This is a genomic window from Pseudomonas sp. S2_B07, from assembly GCF_054668435.1.
In genome coordinates this window covers 837466-852959 of sequence record NZ_CP162769.1, presented here as the reverse complement: position 1 = coordinate 852959, position 15494 = coordinate 837466, and the positions used below count along the sequence as shown (strand labels likewise).

General features: G+C 58.7%; 12 protein-coding genes. 10 read left to right on the top strand and 2 right to left on the bottom strand.

Annotation, left to right across the window (positions count from 1 at the left end; genetic code table 11):
- Window positions 1–97 precede the first annotated feature (97 nt).
- The 3 genes from AB4N43_RS03825 (at window position 98) to AB4N43_RS03815 (ending at window position 6059) form a co-directional block, all read left to right on the top strand.
- Window positions 98–1626, top strand: a protein-coding gene (locus AB4N43_RS03825) for an IS3 family transposase (protein ID WP_460153221.1) whose coding sequence is annotated in 2 segments (ribosomal slippage) — window positions 98–557 and window positions 557–1626 — 1530 coding nt in all. Because the reading frame shifts where the segments join, the coding sequence is not laid out codon by codon here.
- 979 nt (window positions 1627–2605) lie between these two features.
- Complete coding sequence (locus AB4N43_RS03820; RefSeq protein ID WP_027923406.1) at window positions 2606–3658, top strand: WD40/YVTN/BNR-like repeat-containing protein; 1053 nt, start codon at window positions 2606–2608, stop codon at window positions 3656–3658.
- Between the two features lie 25 nt (window positions 3659–3683).
- The gene (locus AB4N43_RS03815) at window positions 3684–6059 is read left to right on the top strand and encodes an efflux RND transporter permease subunit (RefSeq protein WP_027923407.1); all 2376 of its coding nucleotides are present in this window, start codon (window positions 3684–3686) and stop codon (window positions 6057–6059) included.
- 180 nt (window positions 6060–6239) lie between these two features.
- Here AB4N43_RS03815 and AB4N43_RS03810 read toward each other — a convergent pair whose 3' ends face one another.
- Together AB4N43_RS03810 and AB4N43_RS03805 are read right to left on the bottom strand one after the other, a co-directional pair.
- Complete coding sequence (locus tag AB4N43_RS03810; protein WP_027923408.1) at window positions 6240–6959, bottom strand: FadR/GntR family transcriptional regulator; 720 nt, start codon at window positions 6957–6959, stop codon at window positions 6240–6242.
- Between the two features lie 121 nt (window positions 6960–7080).
- On the bottom strand, window positions 7081–8817 hold the full coding sequence (locus AB4N43_RS03805; RefSeq protein ID WP_027923409.1) for an IlvD/Edd family dehydratase: 1737 nt from the start codon (window positions 8815–8817) through the stop codon (window positions 7081–7083).
- A gap of 193 nt (window positions 8818–9010) precedes the next feature.
- Here AB4N43_RS03805 and AB4N43_RS03800 point away from each other — a divergent pair, with 193 nt between their 5' ends.
- From AB4N43_RS03800 to AB4N43_RS03770, 7 genes are all read left to right on the top strand, one after another.
- A complete protein-coding gene (locus AB4N43_RS03800; protein ID WP_027923410.1) occupies window positions 9011–10333 on the top strand; it encodes an MFS transporter in 1323 nt (440 codons plus the stop codon).
- A gap of 150 nt (window positions 10334–10483) precedes the next feature.
- Complete coding sequence (gene araD1 / locus AB4N43_RS03795; RefSeq protein ID WP_460153217.1) at window positions 10484–11476, top strand: AraD1 family protein; 993 nt, start codon at window positions 10484–10486, stop codon at window positions 11474–11476.
- A gap of 10 nt (window positions 11477–11486) precedes the next feature.
- Complete coding sequence (locus AB4N43_RS03790) at window positions 11487–13067, top strand: aldehyde dehydrogenase (NADP(+)) (RefSeq protein ID WP_460153215.1); 1581 nt, start codon at window positions 11487–11489, stop codon at window positions 13065–13067.
- A 200-nt stretch (window positions 13068–13267) separates the two neighbouring features.
- Window positions 13268–13564, top strand: coding sequence for a DUF5629 family protein (locus tag AB4N43_RS03785; protein ID WP_059180950.1), 297 nt, complete (start codon window positions 13268–13270; stop codon window positions 13562–13564).
- A complete protein-coding gene (locus tag AB4N43_RS03780; protein ID WP_460153213.1) occupies window positions 13551–14726 on the top strand; it encodes a lactonase family protein in 1176 nt (391 codons plus the stop codon). The genes AB4N43_RS03785 and AB4N43_RS03780 overlap by 14 nt, the downstream gene beginning before the upstream one ends.
- A gap of 156 nt (window positions 14727–14882) precedes the next feature.
- On the top strand, window positions 14883–15062 hold the full coding sequence (locus AB4N43_RS03775; protein ID WP_027923415.1) for a hypothetical protein: 180 nt from the start codon (window positions 14883–14885) through the stop codon (window positions 15060–15062).
- Window positions 15063–15272: 210 nt separating this feature from the next.
- Complete coding sequence (locus AB4N43_RS03770; protein WP_256218381.1) at window positions 15273–15398, top strand: hypothetical protein; 126 nt, start codon at window positions 15273–15275, stop codon at window positions 15396–15398.
- Window positions 15399–15494 lie beyond the last annotated feature (96 nt).

Genomic DNA, 15494 nt, shown 5'->3' with positions numbered 1-15494 from the left:
TTACGGCGAGGCACTTTTTTCAAACGCCCTCCGTGTCAGGCTACCTGTCGCCCTTGTTGATTGACTCACTCATGCAAGAGGGCGAAGGTGTTTAGCAATGTCCAAGCGCTATAACGAAGACTTCAAAGATTGGGTCGTCCTGCAAATGATGCCGCCCCTCAATCGCTCAGTGGCGGAACTCGCCGTTGCACTTAATCTCACGCCTCAGTCACTGCGAAACTGGAGACAAATGGCTAGAGATAAAGGTTTGATCGTGCCAGGAAATGGCAAGACCAGTGATCAATGGTCCAGCGCCGATAAATTCAACGCTGTGATGGAAACAGCACCGTTGAGTGAGGTGGAGATTTCTCAGTACTGCCGGCTCAAGGGCATCTACCCGGAGCAAATCCGTCAATGGCGCGAGATCTGCCAAAACGCCAATATTCTTGCTGATCTGAAACCCAATGTAGAGAAAACTGCCGAACAACGGCGGATTAAAGAATTGGAGCGTCAGTTGATCCGGTCAGATGCTGGGCGTGCTGAGGCGGAGGCTTTGCTGGCACTCAGAAAAAAAGCCAATGCGATCTGGGGCAAGGACAAGGAAGACTGATCGACGCCTTTGATCGCACGCAAGCCATGAAGTTGATTGCAGACGCGGTACTGAATGGCGCTCGTCGATATCGAGCGTGCAATGAGTTGGGGTTGAGCCTGCGCACAGTCCAACGCTGGCGACACACTGGTTGTGATCGACGACGACTGGCTCAACGGGCAGCTCCGGCTAATAAGCTCAGTGAGACGGAGCGCCAAGCAGTGCTTGATGCCGCCAATCAGGCTGGCTACGCCAGCCTCACCCCGCACCAAATCGTTCCTAAGCTGGCCGATGAAGGCATCTACCTTGCTTCGGAGTCGACGTTTTATCGTGTGTTAAAAACCGCCAACCAAAACGTGCGTCGTGGCAGAACCAAAGCCCCGAAACGCAGGGTGCTGACGACTCATCGCGCTGACAGCCCCAATCAGGTGTGGTGCTGGGATATCACCTGGTTGCCAAGTACCGTCAGAGGCCGGTTTTTCTACTGGTACATGGTCAAGGATGTCTACAGCCGCAAGCTGGTCGCCAATGAAGTACATGAGGTGGAGTGCGCCGAACACGCGTGCGAACTGCTCAGAAAGGGGTGCTTACGTGAACACACAGCGGGTCGCCCGCTGGTGCTGCACTCGGATAACGGGCACGTGATGAGAGGTTCTTTGTTGCGTGAAAGTATGGTTGCGCTGGGCGTCGAGCCATCCTTTAGCCGGCCTAGGGTGAGCAACGATAACGCTTATGCCGAGGCACTGTTCCGCACCGCTAAGTACTGCCCACTCTGGCCGGATCAACCTTTTGAAACGGTGACTGATGCAAGGCTTTGGGTGCAGAAATTCATCGAGTGGTACAACGAAGATCACCGCCACAGTGCCTTGAAATACGTGACACCAAACGAGCGACACGAAGGCAAAGCGACGGCTTTATTACAAGCTAGAGCAGCGCTTTATGAAGAGGCCAGGGAAGCGAATCCGAGCCGCTGGAGTACCAGGACACGCAACTGGAAGCTGGCAGATGCGGTGTATTTGAACCCAGAACGCCCTGAAGTTAACGGCGCAATGGGTTAGCAGCGGAAGTACCAAGGCGACAGGTACCTTGACACGTACCGAACGCCAAAAAAGTACCCAAAAAGGCTCGCCCCGAGCGTCCGGCCCCTCGCTAAGGCTCGGCGTTCCTTCGCTCCGGTATCCATCCGGGGACACTGCCCGCAGGTTGGCTTCGCTACGACCTACATGCAGCGTGTTCGACTGCGTCGAACGGCGCTACGCGCCACTCCCCGGATGCACATCTCCACTCAGCCTCCCGAGGGGGCGGGTGAATCAAAAGCCAGATCAAAAACTTTCAGGCGAGCTAACGCTCGGCCTGTTGAGTGGTGAGGGGCGGGAGGTAATTACTGTAAGGGTTGTGGGAGGCTGGATATTTTAGTTTGGCTTTGGCTTTGGCTTTGGCTTTGGCTTTGGCTTTGGCTTTGGCTTTGGCTTTGGCTTTGGCTTTGGCTTTGGCTTTTGATCTTGATCTTGATTTGCTTTTGATCTTTCGCCCCTTCGGCAGGCCGAGCGTAGGTGTTCATCAGGGGGGTAGGCGCGTAGCGCCGTGCGGCGAAGCCGCACACATCGAGAGGAGGTCGTAGCGAAGCAGACCGTAGGCGATGCCCCCTGATGGACACCGTAGCGAGGGAACACTGAGCCTTAGCGAAGTGCCGTACGCCGGGGCGAAGCCTTTTGCTTACTTTTCGGCGTTTGGAAAAGTGAGTCGCTGTAAGAGCGAAACCGCCAGAAGCCATTACCGCAGCAACGGATATGTACACAAAGCAATCAGCCTGCCTGATACCCTGACATTCAGCCAAACCCCATCCCCGTCAGGTTAACAAAAGATAACGTGGCGTCGATTGTCAGACCTTTCCAAACCCCGATAGGATAAGCCAGCTTCCGAAGGGGCTCTAGATTGCGCGTTTCAGGACTAAGCTCCAAACAGCCAATCACCACGAGCCACCTTACGGCGCCCTGAAAGGTTGAACGACCTAACAATAATAATGGGGGAAGGTCTATGAGTGAGCCTGTCATGGGTGTGGGTATCTGCCGCCCGCCGGCACTGCGCAAATTCGCGTTGCTGGCTACAGCGCTCTCGCTGTTGGGCTGTGCCGCCTTGTCGGCACCTGCGCTGGCCGCTGCCGCGCCAGCATCCGATACTGTTTTTGCCATTGAATCTGCCAAGGCCGTCAAAAGCCTGATGCTCGATGTCGTCCACGCCGGCAAGCGCCTGGTGGCGGTCGGTGATCGCGGGCATATCCTGTATTCCGACGATCAGGGCGCAACCTGGGTTCAAGCCAAGGTGCCAACCCGCGCACTGCTGACCTCGGTGTTTTTCGTCGATGACAAACACGGCTGGGCCGTCGGCCATGACGCTCAGATCCTCGCCAGCGAGGACGGTGGCGCCACCTGGACCAAGCAATTCGAAGATTTGAAACGCGAAGCTCCGCTGCTCGACGTCTGGTTCAAGGACGCCAACAGCGGCTTTGCCGTGGGCGCGTATGGCGCGCTGCTGGAAACCACCGACGGTGGCAAGCACTGGGAAGACGCCAGTGATCGCCTGGACAACGAAGACCAGTTCCACCTCAACGGCATCGCATCGGTCAAGGATGCCGGGCTGTTCATCGTCGGCGAACAGGGCAGCATGTTCCGCTCTGCCGACTGGGGCCAGACCTGGGAAAAACTCGAAGGCCCGTACCAAGGTTCGCTGTTCGGCGTGATCGGCACGGCACAAGCCAATACGCTGCTGGCTTACGGTCTGCGCGGCAATCTCTACCGCTCTACGGATTTCGGCAGCACCTGGGAACAGGTTGAACTCAAAGCCACTCGCGGCGCGCTGGAGTTCGGGTTATCCGGTGCAACGCTGCTTGACGACGGCGCCATCGTGATCGTCGGCAACGGCGGCTCGGTCATCCGCAGCAACGACAACGGCGAAACCTTCAGCGTGTTCAACCGTCCGGATCGCATTTCCGTTTCGGCAGTGACGGCGGCGGGCAACGGCAATCTGATTCTGGCAGGACAGGGCGGCGTTCGCGCTACTTCGCCAACCGGCTCAGAGCTGGGCAAATAATAAGAAGGGCGGAGCTATGACATCCATGACAAGTCATCACCAGGACAAGGCGACGTTTCTAGAGCGCCTGATTTTCAACAACCGTCCGGCAGTGATCACGATCTGCCTGCTGGTCAGTATTTTTCTGTTCTGGCAGGCGACGCTGATCCGGCCGTCCACCAGTTTCGAAAAAATGATCCCGCTCGAGCATCCCTTCATTCAAAAGATGATGGAGCACCGCAACGATCTGGCGAACCTGGGCAACACCGTGCGCATCTCGGTGGAAGCCACTGACGGCGATATCTTCTCCAAGGAATACATGGAGACCCTGCGTCAGATCAACGACGAGGTGTTCTACATTTCCGGCGTCGACCGTTCCGGCCTCAAGTCGCTGTGGAGCCCGAGCGTGCGCTGGACCGAGGTGACGGAGGAGGGCTTCGCCGGGGGTGAAGTGATTCCGCAAAGTTACAACGGCTCCCAGCAAAGCCTCGATCTGCTGCGCAACAACGTCCTCAAGTCCGGGCAGGTCGGGCGGCTGGTGGCCAACGACTTCAAGTCGAGCATCGTCGACATCCCGTTGCTGGAGTCCTACCCGGACCCGCAGGACCAAGGCAAGTTGCTGGCACTGGACTATCGCCAGTTCTCCCACCAGCTGGAAGAAAAGATCCGCGACAAGTTTGAAAAGCAGAACCCTAATGTGCAGATCCACATCGTCGGTTTCGCCAAGAAAGTAGGTGACCTGATCGATGGCCTGGTCATGGTGGTAATGTTCTTCGGTGTCGCCTTCATCATCACGCTGATCTTGCTGTACTGGTTCACCAACTGCATGCGCAGCACCGTGGCGGTACTCAGTACCACCCTGGTGGCGGTGGTCTGGCAGTTGGGGTTGATGCACTTCTTCGGCTTCGGGCTCGATCCTTACTCGATGCTGGTGCCGTTCCTGATCTTCGCCATCGGTATTTCCCACGGCGTACAGAAGATCAACGGTATCGCCTTGCAATCCAGTGAGGCCGATAACGCACTGACCGCTGCGCGACGCACGTTCCGTCAGCTGTTCCTGCCGGGGATGATTGCGATCCTCGCGGATGCGGTGGGTTTCATCACGCTGCTGATCATCGATATCGGTGTGATTCGTGAGCTGGCCATCGGCGCGTCCATCGGCGTGGCGGTGATCGTGTTCACCAACCTGATCCTGCTGCCGGTGGCGATTTCCTACGTCGGTATCAGCAAGCGAGCCGTTGAACGCAGCAAGAAAGACGCACACCGCGAACACCCGTTCTGGCGCCTGCTGTCGAACTTCGCCAGCAAAAAAGTCGCGCCGGTGTCGATCTTCCTCGCCTTGATCGCCTTCGGTGGTGGCCTCTGGTACAGCCAGAACCTGAAAATCGGTGACCTCGATCAGGGTGCACCAGAACTGCGTCCGGACTCGCGCTACAACAAGGACAACAACTTCATCATCAGTAACTATTCCACCAGTTCCGATGTGTTGGTGGTGATGGTCAAGACCAAGGCCGAAGGTTGCTCACGCTATGAAGCCATGGCACCGATCGATGAGCTGATGTGGAAGATGCAGAACACCGAGGGCGTGCAGTCGGCGATTTCCCTGGTGACCGTGTCCAAGCAGATGATCAAGGGCATGAACGAGGGCAACCTGAAATGGGAAACCCTGTCGCGTAACCCGGACGTGCTGAACAACTCCATCGCCCGTGCCGATGGCCTGTACAACAACAGCTGCTCCCTGGCGCCGGTGCTGGTGTTCCTCAACGATCACAAGGCGGCAACGCTGGATCGCGCCGTGCATGCGGTGCAGGACTTCGCCAAGGAGAACAACAAGGACGGTCTGGAATTCATCCTCGCCGCCGGTAACGCCGGCATCGAGGCGGCCACCAACGAGGTGATCAAGGAATCCGAGCTGACCATCCTGATCCTCGTCTACATCTGTGTCGCGACCATGTGCATGATCACCTTCCGTTCGTGGGCGGCGACCTTGTGCATCGTGTTGCCACTGGTGCTGACCTCGGTACTCGGCAACGCCTTGATGGCCTTCATGGGTATCGGTGTGAAAGTGGCGACCCTGCCGGTGGTTGCGCTGGGTGTAGGGATTGGCGTGGACTACGGCATTTACATCTACAGCCGTCTGGAAAGCTTCCTGCGTGCCGGTCTGCCGTTGCAAGAAGCCTATTACCAGACGCTGAAGTCCACCGGTAAAGCCGTGCTGTTCACCGGTCTGTGCCTGGCCATCGGCGTGTGCACCTGGATCTTCTCGGCCATCAAGTTCCAGGCTGACATGGGCCTGATGCTGACCTTCATGCTGCTCTGGAACATGTTCGGCGCGCTGTGGCTGTTGCCGGCGCTGGCACGCTTCCTGATCAAACCGGAGAAACTGGCCGGGCAGAAGGGCAACTCGCTGTTCGCTCACTGATCCTTGCCTGAAACAAAAAAGCCGCAACCCTGGTTGCGGCTTTTTTACATCCCGAATTCAACACTAACCCCCCTGTAGGAGTAGAGCTTGCTCGCGATAGCGGTCTTACATTCAACATCTATGTTGAGTGACCCTCCGCCATCGCGAGCCTAGCTCTGCTCCTACAGGGGATGTGTTTTTTCAGGAAGGATCGCTACCCAACACCACATTCAACGCACTGCGCGCATCGTCCAACTGCACCAGCGTCGCATGCCGTGCGCCGAGGGCATCGCGGTTTTCGATGGCGGTGAGAATCGCCTTGTGCCGGGGCAGCGCCAGTTCATGCAGGTTCGGCCGCTGGTTGGAATGCTTCAAGGCTTCGGCAATCGCCACCGACAGCATGTTGCACAGGTTGGCCAGCAAGTCGTTGTGGGTTGCATCGGCGATGCGGCTGTGGAAGTCCAGGTCCGGTTGCAGCAACGCTTCCGGGGTCGGCGCCGCTTCCATGCGCTGGTAGGCTTCGCCGATGGACGCGATGTCTGCCTCCGTGGCGAACTGCGCGGCGAGTGCAGCGGCGGCGGGTTCGATGATGCTGCGCACACTGGTGAGCAAATCGAAAAACTGATTCTGCGGGCTGCTTTGCATCAACCAATGCAAAACGTCCGGGTCGAGCATGTGCCACTCCTTGCGCTGCTTGACCACCGTACCCACTCGCGGACGGGAATACACCAGGCCTTTGGCAACCAACACTCGGGTGGCCTCGCGCAGCACCGGGCGGCTGACCGCATACTCCTCACACAACAGGGCTTCGGCGGGCAGTTTGTCGTCTGGCTTGAAGCGCCCGGAAACGATCTGCATGCCCAGTTCCTGGACAATGCGCGAGTGCATGCTTTTGCGGTCGGAGGGTTTGCGGTAATCCATGGGGAACGGCGCGGTCCTGTGCGAAGGGGGGGCTGCATGATAACAGGCACGACGGGATCTTGAGGCAGGTGCAAAGCAATTGTGGGAGCGAGCCTGCTCGCTCCCACAGGGGGACAGTGAGTTAGTGAGAGTGGCGCGGCACTTCGGCGCCGCGGCAGCCGACCAGGAAGTCGAAGTCGCAACCCTGATCCGCCTGCAGCACATGGTCGATGTACAGCTGACGATAGCCGCCCAGGATCATCTGTTGCGGTGGCTGCAAGTCCGCCATCCGCGCGGCCAGTTCAGCATCCGGAATATCCAGGTGCAAACGGCCGCTGCCACAGTCCAGCTCAATCCAGTCACCTTCTTTCACCGCCGCCAATGGCCCACCTGCCGCCGCCTCCGGTGCAACGTGCAACACCACGGTGCCGTAGGCGGTGCCACTCATGCGCGCATCGGAAATGCGCACCATGTCGGTCACGCCTTGGGCGAGCAACTTGGCTGGCAAACCCATGTTGCCGACTTCAGCCATGCCCGGGTAACCCTTCGGCCCGCAGTTCTTCATTACCAGGATCGAGTTGGCGTCGACGTCCAGTTCCGGATCGTTGATTCGCGCCTTATACATGTCGAAGTTCTCGAACACCACCGCGCGCCCGCGATGCTGCATCAGTTCTGCCGTGGCCGCGGACGGCTTGAGCACCGCACCGAGTGGCGCCAGGTTGCCGCGCAACACGCAGATGCCGCCGTCGGCACGGATCGGGTTGTCGAGGGTGCGGATCACTTCGTCCTCGCCGTAGATCGGCGCGTCTTTGGTGTTCTCGCCGAGGGTCTTGCCGTTGACAGTCAATGCATTCGGATGCGGGATCAGGTTGGCCTCACCGAGACGGCGCAGCACGGCGGGCAGGCCGCCGGCGTAGTAGAACTCTTCCATCAGGAAGCGCCCGGACGGTTGCAGGTCGACGATGGTCGGCATGCCGCGACCGATACGGGTCCAGTCGTCCAGCTCCAGGTCCACGCCGATGCGGCCGGCGATGGCTTTTAAATGGATTACGGCGTTGGTCGAACCGCCAATGGCGGCGTTGACACGAATGGCGTTTTCGAAGGCTTCTTTCGTGAGGATTTTCGACAGCTTCAAGTCTTCTCGAACCATCTCCACCGCACGCATGCCGGACATGTGCGCGAGGACATAGCGGCGTGAATCAACCGCCGGAATCGCCGCGTTGTGGGGCAGGGAAGTACCCAGTGCTTCGGCCATGCAGGCCATGGTCGATGCCGTGCCCATGGTGTTGCAAGTGCCCGCCGAACGGGACATGCCACCCTCGGCTGCGAGGAAGTCGTCGAGGGTGATGGTGCCGGCTTTCACTTGTTCGCTGAGCTGCCAGACCACCGTGCCCGAACCGATGTCCTTGCCCTTGTGCTTGCCGTTGAGCATCGGACCGCCGGTGACGACGATCGCCGGCACGTCGCAACTGGCCGCGCCCATCAGCAGCGCCGGGGTGGTTTTGTCACAACCGGTCAGCAATACCACGCCATCAATCGGGTTGCCGCGAATGGCTTCTTCGACGTCCATGCTCGTCAGGTTGCGGGTAAACATGGCAGTCGGGCGCAGATTGGATTCGCCGTTGGAGAACACCGGGAATTCAACCGGCCAGCCACCGGCCTCGATCACCCCGCGTTTGACGTGCTCCGCGATCTGGCGGAAGTGCGCGTTGCACGGGGTCAATTCCGACCAGGTATTGCAGATGCCGATGATTGGTTTGCCCTGGAACTGGTGGTCGGCGATGCCCTGATTCTTCATCCAGCTGCGGTACATGAAGCCGTTCTTGTCGGCGGTGCCAAACCATTGGGCGGAGCGCAGGGTGGGTTTCTTATCAGACATGATCGATTCTCTTATTGTATGACTATATTGTTGCGACTACGGCGTAACATAAGCTCAAATTCACAGGTTTGGAAGTGTTGTTGGGTAATTAGTATTACTATATAGTCGATTTCAACGGAGGGTTGGCCCTGGTTGTTTTCGGCGAGAGGCGGCCCCCGAGGTTCTATAACAACAACAATCGGAGACCGATCTCATGAGCCAGGAACTGCGGCTTATCCGTCGCATCACGCTGAAACTGATTCCCTTCCTGATCCTGCTGTACCTGATCGCCTATGTGGATCGCTCCGCCGTAGGCTTCGCCAAGCTGCACATGGGCGCCGACATCGGCCTCGGCGATGCCGCTTACGGCTTGGGTGCCGGGCTGTTCTTCATTGGTTATTTCCTGTTTGAAATCCCCAGCAACCTGATGCTCGATCGCTTTGGCGCACGACGCTGGTTTGCGCGGATCATGATCACCTGGGGCGCGATCACCATCGGCATGGCGTTCGTTCAGGGACCGCAGAGTTTCTACGTGATGCGCTTTCTGCTCGGTGCGGCGGAAGCCGGGTTCTTCCCCGGCGTTCTGTACTACATCACGCAGTGGTTCCCGATTCGCCATCGCGGCAAGATCCTCGGTCTGTTCATCCTGTCCCAGCCTATCGCGATGATGGTCACCGGCCCGGTGTCCGGCGGCTTGCTCGGCATGGACGGCACCCTCGGTTTACACGGCTGGCAGTGGTTGTTCATCGTCATCGGTACACCGGCGATCCTGCTGACCTGGCCGGTGCTGCGTTACCTGCCTGACGGTCCACAGCAAGTGAAATGGATGGACCAGGCCGAGAAAGACTGGCTGTCCGGTGAGTTGAAAAAGGACCTTGAGCAATACGGCCAGACCCGTCACGGCAACCCGTTGCACGCACTCAAGGACAAACGCGTGTTGCTGCTGGCACTGTTTTATCTGCCAGTGACGTTGAGCATTTATGGCTTGGGTCTGTGGTTGCCGACGTTGATCAAACAGTTCGGCGGCAGCGACCTCGTCACCGGTTTCGTCTCGGCAGTGCCGTACATCTTTGGGATTGTCGGTTTGCTGATCATTCCGCGCAGCTCCGACCGATTGAATGACCGCTACGGTCACCTGGCCGTGCTGTATGTGCTGGGTGCCATCGGCCTGTTCCTCAGCGCCTGGCTGACGGTGCCGGTGTTGCAACTGGCGGCGCTGTGTCTGGTGGCGTTTGCGCTGTTTTCCTGCACGGCAGTGTTCTGGACTTTGCCGGGTCGATTCTTTGCCGGGGCCAGTGCGGCGGCCGGGATCGCCTTGATCAACTCGGTGGGCAACCTGGGCGGTTACATCGGTCCGTTCGTGATCGGTGCGCTCAAGGAGTACACCGGCAACCTGGCGTCGGGGCTGTATTTCCTGTCGGGTGTGATGGTGTTCGGGCTGGTGCTGACGGGCGTGGTTTACCGGTTGCTGGAGCGCAAGCACGTGCTGCCGGCGGATCAATTTGCGGCCAGTGCGCGTGGTGCAACCCGCACCTGAGTTTCAGGGTTAACGCCGATCAACTGTAGGCGTGAGCCTGCTCGCGATAGCGGTGTATCAGTCGCCATCAATGTTGAAGGTGATGGCCTCATCGCGAGCAGGCTCACTCCTACGGGGATCGGTGGTGTTTCGAATAAACAGGAGAAAATCATGCGTTTGGTTCAATTCGAATTAAGTCATGGCGAGCGCCGCGTCGGTGTCGTCGAGGACGGTCTGGTCCGTGAAGTGCAGAACGCGCATACCGTTCGCGATCTGGCACTGGCAGCCATTGAAGCCGGCACAACTCTGCAGGAGCAAGTAAACGCCCTGGGCCTGGGCATCAGCCACAACTACGCCGAACTGCTCGCCGCGCTGCGCATCCTGCCACCGCTGGACCACCCGGACCCGGCTCACATGCTGGTCAGCGGCACCGGCCTGACCCATTTGGGCAGCGCCTCGGCCCGGGACAAAATGCATCAACAGGCCGGTGACGAAGCGGCCATGACCGACACTATGCGCATCTTCAAATGGGGCGTGGAGGGCGGTAAACCGGACGCAGGGCAGGCCGGCGTACAACCGGAGTGGTTCTACAAGGGCGACGGCAGCATCGTCGTTCGGCCGGGCCAACCGTTCCCGCTGCCACCGTTCGCCGAAGACGCCGGCGAAGAGCCCGAGCTCAGCGGCCTCTACGTGATCGGTCACGACAGCAAGCCTTATCGCCTCGGTTATGCGGTCGGCAACGAGTTCTCCGATCACGTCATGGAACGTAAGAATTACCTGTACCTGGCACACTCAAAATTGCGCAGTTGCAGCTATGGGCCGGAGCTTCGGGTGGGCGAACTACCCCAACATCTGGCCGGCACCAGCCGCATCCTGCGCGACGGCGAAGTGCTGTGGCAGAACGAGTTTCTCAGCGGCGAAGCCAACATGTGCCACAGCCTGGAAAACCTCGAATACCATCATTTCAAGTACAGCCAGTTCCTGCGTCCGGGGGACGTGCACATTCATTTCTTCGGCACCGCGACCCTGTCGTTCGCCGACGGTATTCGTACGCGGCCGGGTGATGTGTTTGAAATCAGCCAGGTCGAGTTTGGTGCACCGTTGATCAACGGCATCGAGCCTGCGCCAGCAGCGTTCGAACCCGGCACCGTCGTCACCCTTTAAGGAGATACGCATGACCCTGATCCTTGGACACAACTACATCGGTGGCCAGCGCAGCGCTGTCGGCTCGCTCAAACTCCAGAGCCTCGATGCCAGCACCGGCGAAGCGTTGCCGCATGATTTCTACCAGGCCACTGCGCAAGAAGTGGACGCCGCCGCCAAGGCTGCCGCGACGGCTTACCCGGCCTATCGTAGCTTGAGCGCGGAACGTCGCGCCCAATTCCTCGATGCAATTGCCGATGAACTGGACGCTCTGGGTGACGAATTCGTTGCCGTGGTCTGCCGCGAAACCGCGCTGCCTGCCGGCCGTATTCAAGGCGAACGCGGTCGCACCAGCGGCCAGATGCGCCTGTTCGCCAAGGTGCTGCGTCGCGGTGATTTTTACGGTGCACGGATCGATAAAGCATTGCCCGAACGCACGCCACTGCCACGTCAGGACTTGCGCCAATACCGTATCGGGCTCGGCCCGGTGGCCGTGTTCGGGGCCAGCAACTTTCCGTTGGCGTTCTCGACGGCGGGCGGCGATACCGCCTCGGCCCTGGCGGCGGGTTGCCCGGTGGTGTTCAAGGCGCATGGTGGTCACATGGCCACGGCCGAATGGGTGGCTGACGCAATCCTGCGTGCCGCGGAAAAAACCGGCATGCCGGCCGGTGTGTTTAACATGATCTACGGTGGCGGGGTCGGCGAAGCGCTGGTCAAGCACCCGGCAATTCAGGCCGTCGGCTTTACCGGCTCGTTGAAGGGCGGGCGCGCCTTGTGCGACATGGCCGCTGCACGCCCTCAGCCAATTCCGGTGTTCGCGGAAATGTCGAGCATCAATCCGGTGATCGTGTTGCCACAGGCGTTGCACAGCCGCGCTGATACAGTCGCCCGTGACCTGACGGCGTCAGTGGTTCAGGGCTGTGGTCAGTTCTGCACCAATCCAGGGTTGGTGATCGGGATTCGTTCCCCGCAGTTCAGCGCATTCGTGCAGCAGGTCGTGTCGTTGATCAACGATCAGCCGGCGCAAACCATGCTCAATGCCGGAACCTTGAGCAGCTACGGCAAAGGCCTGGAAAAACTCCTCGCGCATCCGGGTATCGCGCACCTGGCGGGCAACGCGCAACAGGGCAATCAGGCTCAGCCGCAACTGTTCAAGGCGGACGTCAGCCTTTTGCTCAAGGGTGATGAAGTCTTGCAGGAAGAGGTGTTCGGTCCGACCACGGTGGTGGTGGAAGTGGCCGATCAGGCACAACTGAGCGCTGCACTGAACGGGCTGCATGGCCAGCTCACGGCAACGATCATTGGCGATCCGGCGGACTTTGAACAGTTCGGCGAGCTGACCGCGCTGCTGGAGCAAAAAGTCGGGCGGATTCTGCTGAACGGGTATCCGACCGGTGTGGAAGTTTGCGATTCGATGGTCCACGGCGGACCGTACCCAGCGACGTCTGATGCACGCGGCACGTCAGTGGGCACCTTGGCGATTGACCGCTTCCTGCGCCCGGTGTGCTTCCAGAACTACCCGGACAGCCTGCTGCCGGACGCGTTGAAGAATGGCAATCCGCTGCGCATCCAGCGACTGGTGGATGGCCAGCCATCACGAGAAGCCCTCTAACGGTTAAACACAATCCCTGTAGGAGTGAGCCTGCTCGCGATAGCAATCTAACATCCAACATCAATGTTGAATGAAAGACCGCCATCGCGAGCAGGCTCACTCCAACATTGTTTTGTGTTGCTGGTGAGTTTTGTGGTCGGCATCGGGCCGTGAGCACATTGAGCTATCATTGCGTCTTTCTCATTCAAAGATTGATTGCCATGACTGCCGTAGCCGACACCTTGCTTAACACCCTCGAACACTGCGACATGGTGGAAATCGACGGGTTGCATGCTTTCGAATTCTCCCTCGATGAAGACGACAACTTGCACATTGAATGCATGGACGGCCGAGCGGCCAAGCATTGGGAGTTCACCCCGGCCGAAGTCGAGGCCGCGACCTTCGATCCAGACCTGCAAAGCTGGGTGATCACCGGCAGTTCCGGTGAGCATCGTCTGGTGTGTACGAAAGCATTCGGCGGCGGTGACGACGAGGATGACGAGCATGAGGATGCGTAAAATCTGGCCTCTGTTGATGGCTGGCAGTATCGGCGCGATGGGCACTCAGGCCGCCTCGGCCGAGGACTATCAGTTGCTGGTGGGTTCCTACACGGCGGGGCAGAGCCAGGGCATTTATCGCCTGAACTTCGACAGCTCGACCGGGCAGATCAACCCCAAGCCACTGCAAGTGATCAAGACTGAAAATCCGTCCTGGCTGACGCTGTCCAAGGATCAGCATCGGCTGTTCGTGGTCAACGAAAACGGCCCAGGGCAGAAAGATCCGGTCGGGCGCGTCAGCAGTTATGCCATTGATCCCAAAACCCATGCGCTGAGCCTGATCAATCAGGTGCAGAGCCTGGGTAATGAGCCGACTCATTCGAGCCTGAGCGGCGATGGCCTTCATCTGTTCGTCAGCAACTACTCGGTGGTGGAAGATCCGGGCGGCACCCTTGCGGTGTTGCCGGTGGGCACCGATGGCAAACTCAACACCGTGGTGCAGATGAGCAGCCATCTGTCGAGTCGGGTCAACCCCGAGCGGCAGATGTCGGCTCACGTGCACTCGACGATTTCCTCGCCAGACGGTCGGTACGTGTTCTCCAATGACCTGGGCGCTGACAAGGTCTTTGTCTATCGCTTCGACCCCAAGGCCAACCCGGACCTGCCATTGACGCCGGCCAAACCGGCGTCAGTCCAGTTGCCGCCAGGCAGCGGGCCGCGTCATCTGTTGTTCAGCGCCGATGGCAAGCATGCCTGGCTGACCATGGAAATGAGTGCTCAGGTGGCCGTGTTCGATTACAAGGACGGCACACTGGAGCAAACGCAGATGGTTGACCTCGCGGCGGGCCAGCCCACGTCTGATAAGGCCGCGGCGGCGCTGCATGCCTCCGCGGATGGCAAATTCCTCTACGTCAGCAACCGTGGCACCGCCAATCAGTTGCTGGTGTTTGCCATCGACCCGGCGACTGGCCACCTCAAGGAATTGCAGCGACGCTCCGTGGATGGCGACCATCCGCGCGAATTCAGCCTCGATCCCAGTGGCCAATTCCTGTTGATTGCCAATCAGAAGAGCAACGAGATTGTCGTCGTCGAACGCGATGCCAAGACCGGTTTGCTGGGTAAAACCGTGCAAAAGCTGCCGATGGACGCGCCAAGCGACCTCAAGTTCATGCTGCGTCAATAGGCCGCAGGCCCCGGTACTAGGGGCCTGCATCCTTCTATTAATGATGCTGATATCTGCTAATGCTACAAAGCATTTCAAGACGCGGACCCTCGAAGGTTAAGTTTGCTTCACGGCCCCACCGGGCAAGCAAGCCAACTGAATCCGAGGAATACCGGCATGAACTTCAATCTCTTCTCTGTTATCGCCGCTTCAGCTATCTCCGCCACCGTTGCTCTGCCAGCCAGCGCCAACGTTGAAATCAACGAGAAAAAATCCCACGCTCAGAGCTACACCCAGAAATACCTGCAACAGAGCGCCAACTTCTACGCCGCTCTGGATCACAAAACCCAAGCCTGAAATTCCAGCCCTGCACCTTTTATGCAGGAGCGAAGTCACTTGCGTCGATCAAGCTGAAACGCTTTGAGAAACCTGAGTGATGTCGCTCCTGCATAACGCGTTTACGACAGCATCACATTGCCATCATTTTCTGGCTTGATATCACATGGCCACGAGTCTAGATTTGACGCTGAGTTTTTGACTCCTTTTCTAATAACAAGGATCGACAGCATGGCGATGCGTCTGGCAGTGGTTCTTCTATTTCTGTATTCCACCCCCATTCTTTCGGACGCACAGCCCGTTTCGTCCGAGCCGGACGCGGCCCGCGAACGCATGATGAGTTTTATCAACGACTGAAATAGATTGGCTTAATGATCAACGAAGCTGATGGTCACTATGGATAACCCTGAGTGGTTACCACAGCATTTTTGATTGATTCTGTGGGCATCGAAA

Coding starts and splice junctions, on each gene's coding strand:
- AB4N43_RS03820 (WP_027923406.1), top strand. CDS start 2,606: ATGAGTGAGCCTGTCATGGGTGTGGGTATCTGCCGCCCGCCGGCACTG.
- AB4N43_RS03815 (WP_027923407.1), top strand. CDS start 3,684: ATGACAAGTCATCACCAGGACAAGGCGACGTTTCTAGAGCGCCTGATT.
- AB4N43_RS03810 (WP_027923408.1), bottom strand. CDS start 6,959: ATGGATTACCGCAAACCCTCCGACCGCAAAAGCATGCACTCGCGCATT.
- AB4N43_RS03805 (WP_027923409.1), bottom strand. CDS start 8,817: ATGTCTGATAAGAAACCCACCCTGCGCTCCGCCCAATGGTTTGGCACC.
- AB4N43_RS03800 (WP_027923410.1), top strand. CDS start 9,011: ATGAGCCAGGAACTGCGGCTTATCCGTCGCATCACGCTGAAACTGATT.
- araD1 (WP_460153217.1), top strand. CDS start 10,484: ATGCGTTTGGTTCAATTCGAATTAAGTCATGGCGAGCGCCGCGTCGGT.
- AB4N43_RS03790 (WP_460153215.1), top strand. CDS start 11,487: ATGACCCTGATCCTTGGACACAACTACATCGGTGGCCAGCGCAGCGCT.
- AB4N43_RS03785 (WP_059180950.1), top strand. CDS start 13,268: ATGACTGCCGTAGCCGACACCTTGCTTAACACCCTCGAACACTGCGAC.
- AB4N43_RS03780 (WP_460153213.1), top strand. CDS start 13,551: ATGAGGATGCGTAAAATCTGGCCTCTGTTGATGGCTGGCAGTATCGGC.
- AB4N43_RS03775 (WP_027923415.1), top strand. CDS start 14,883: ATGAACTTCAATCTCTTCTCTGTTATCGCCGCTTCAGCTATCTCCGCC.
- AB4N43_RS03770 (WP_256218381.1), top strand. CDS start 15,273: ATGGCGATGCGTCTGGCAGTGGTTCTTCTATTTCTGTATTCCACCCCC.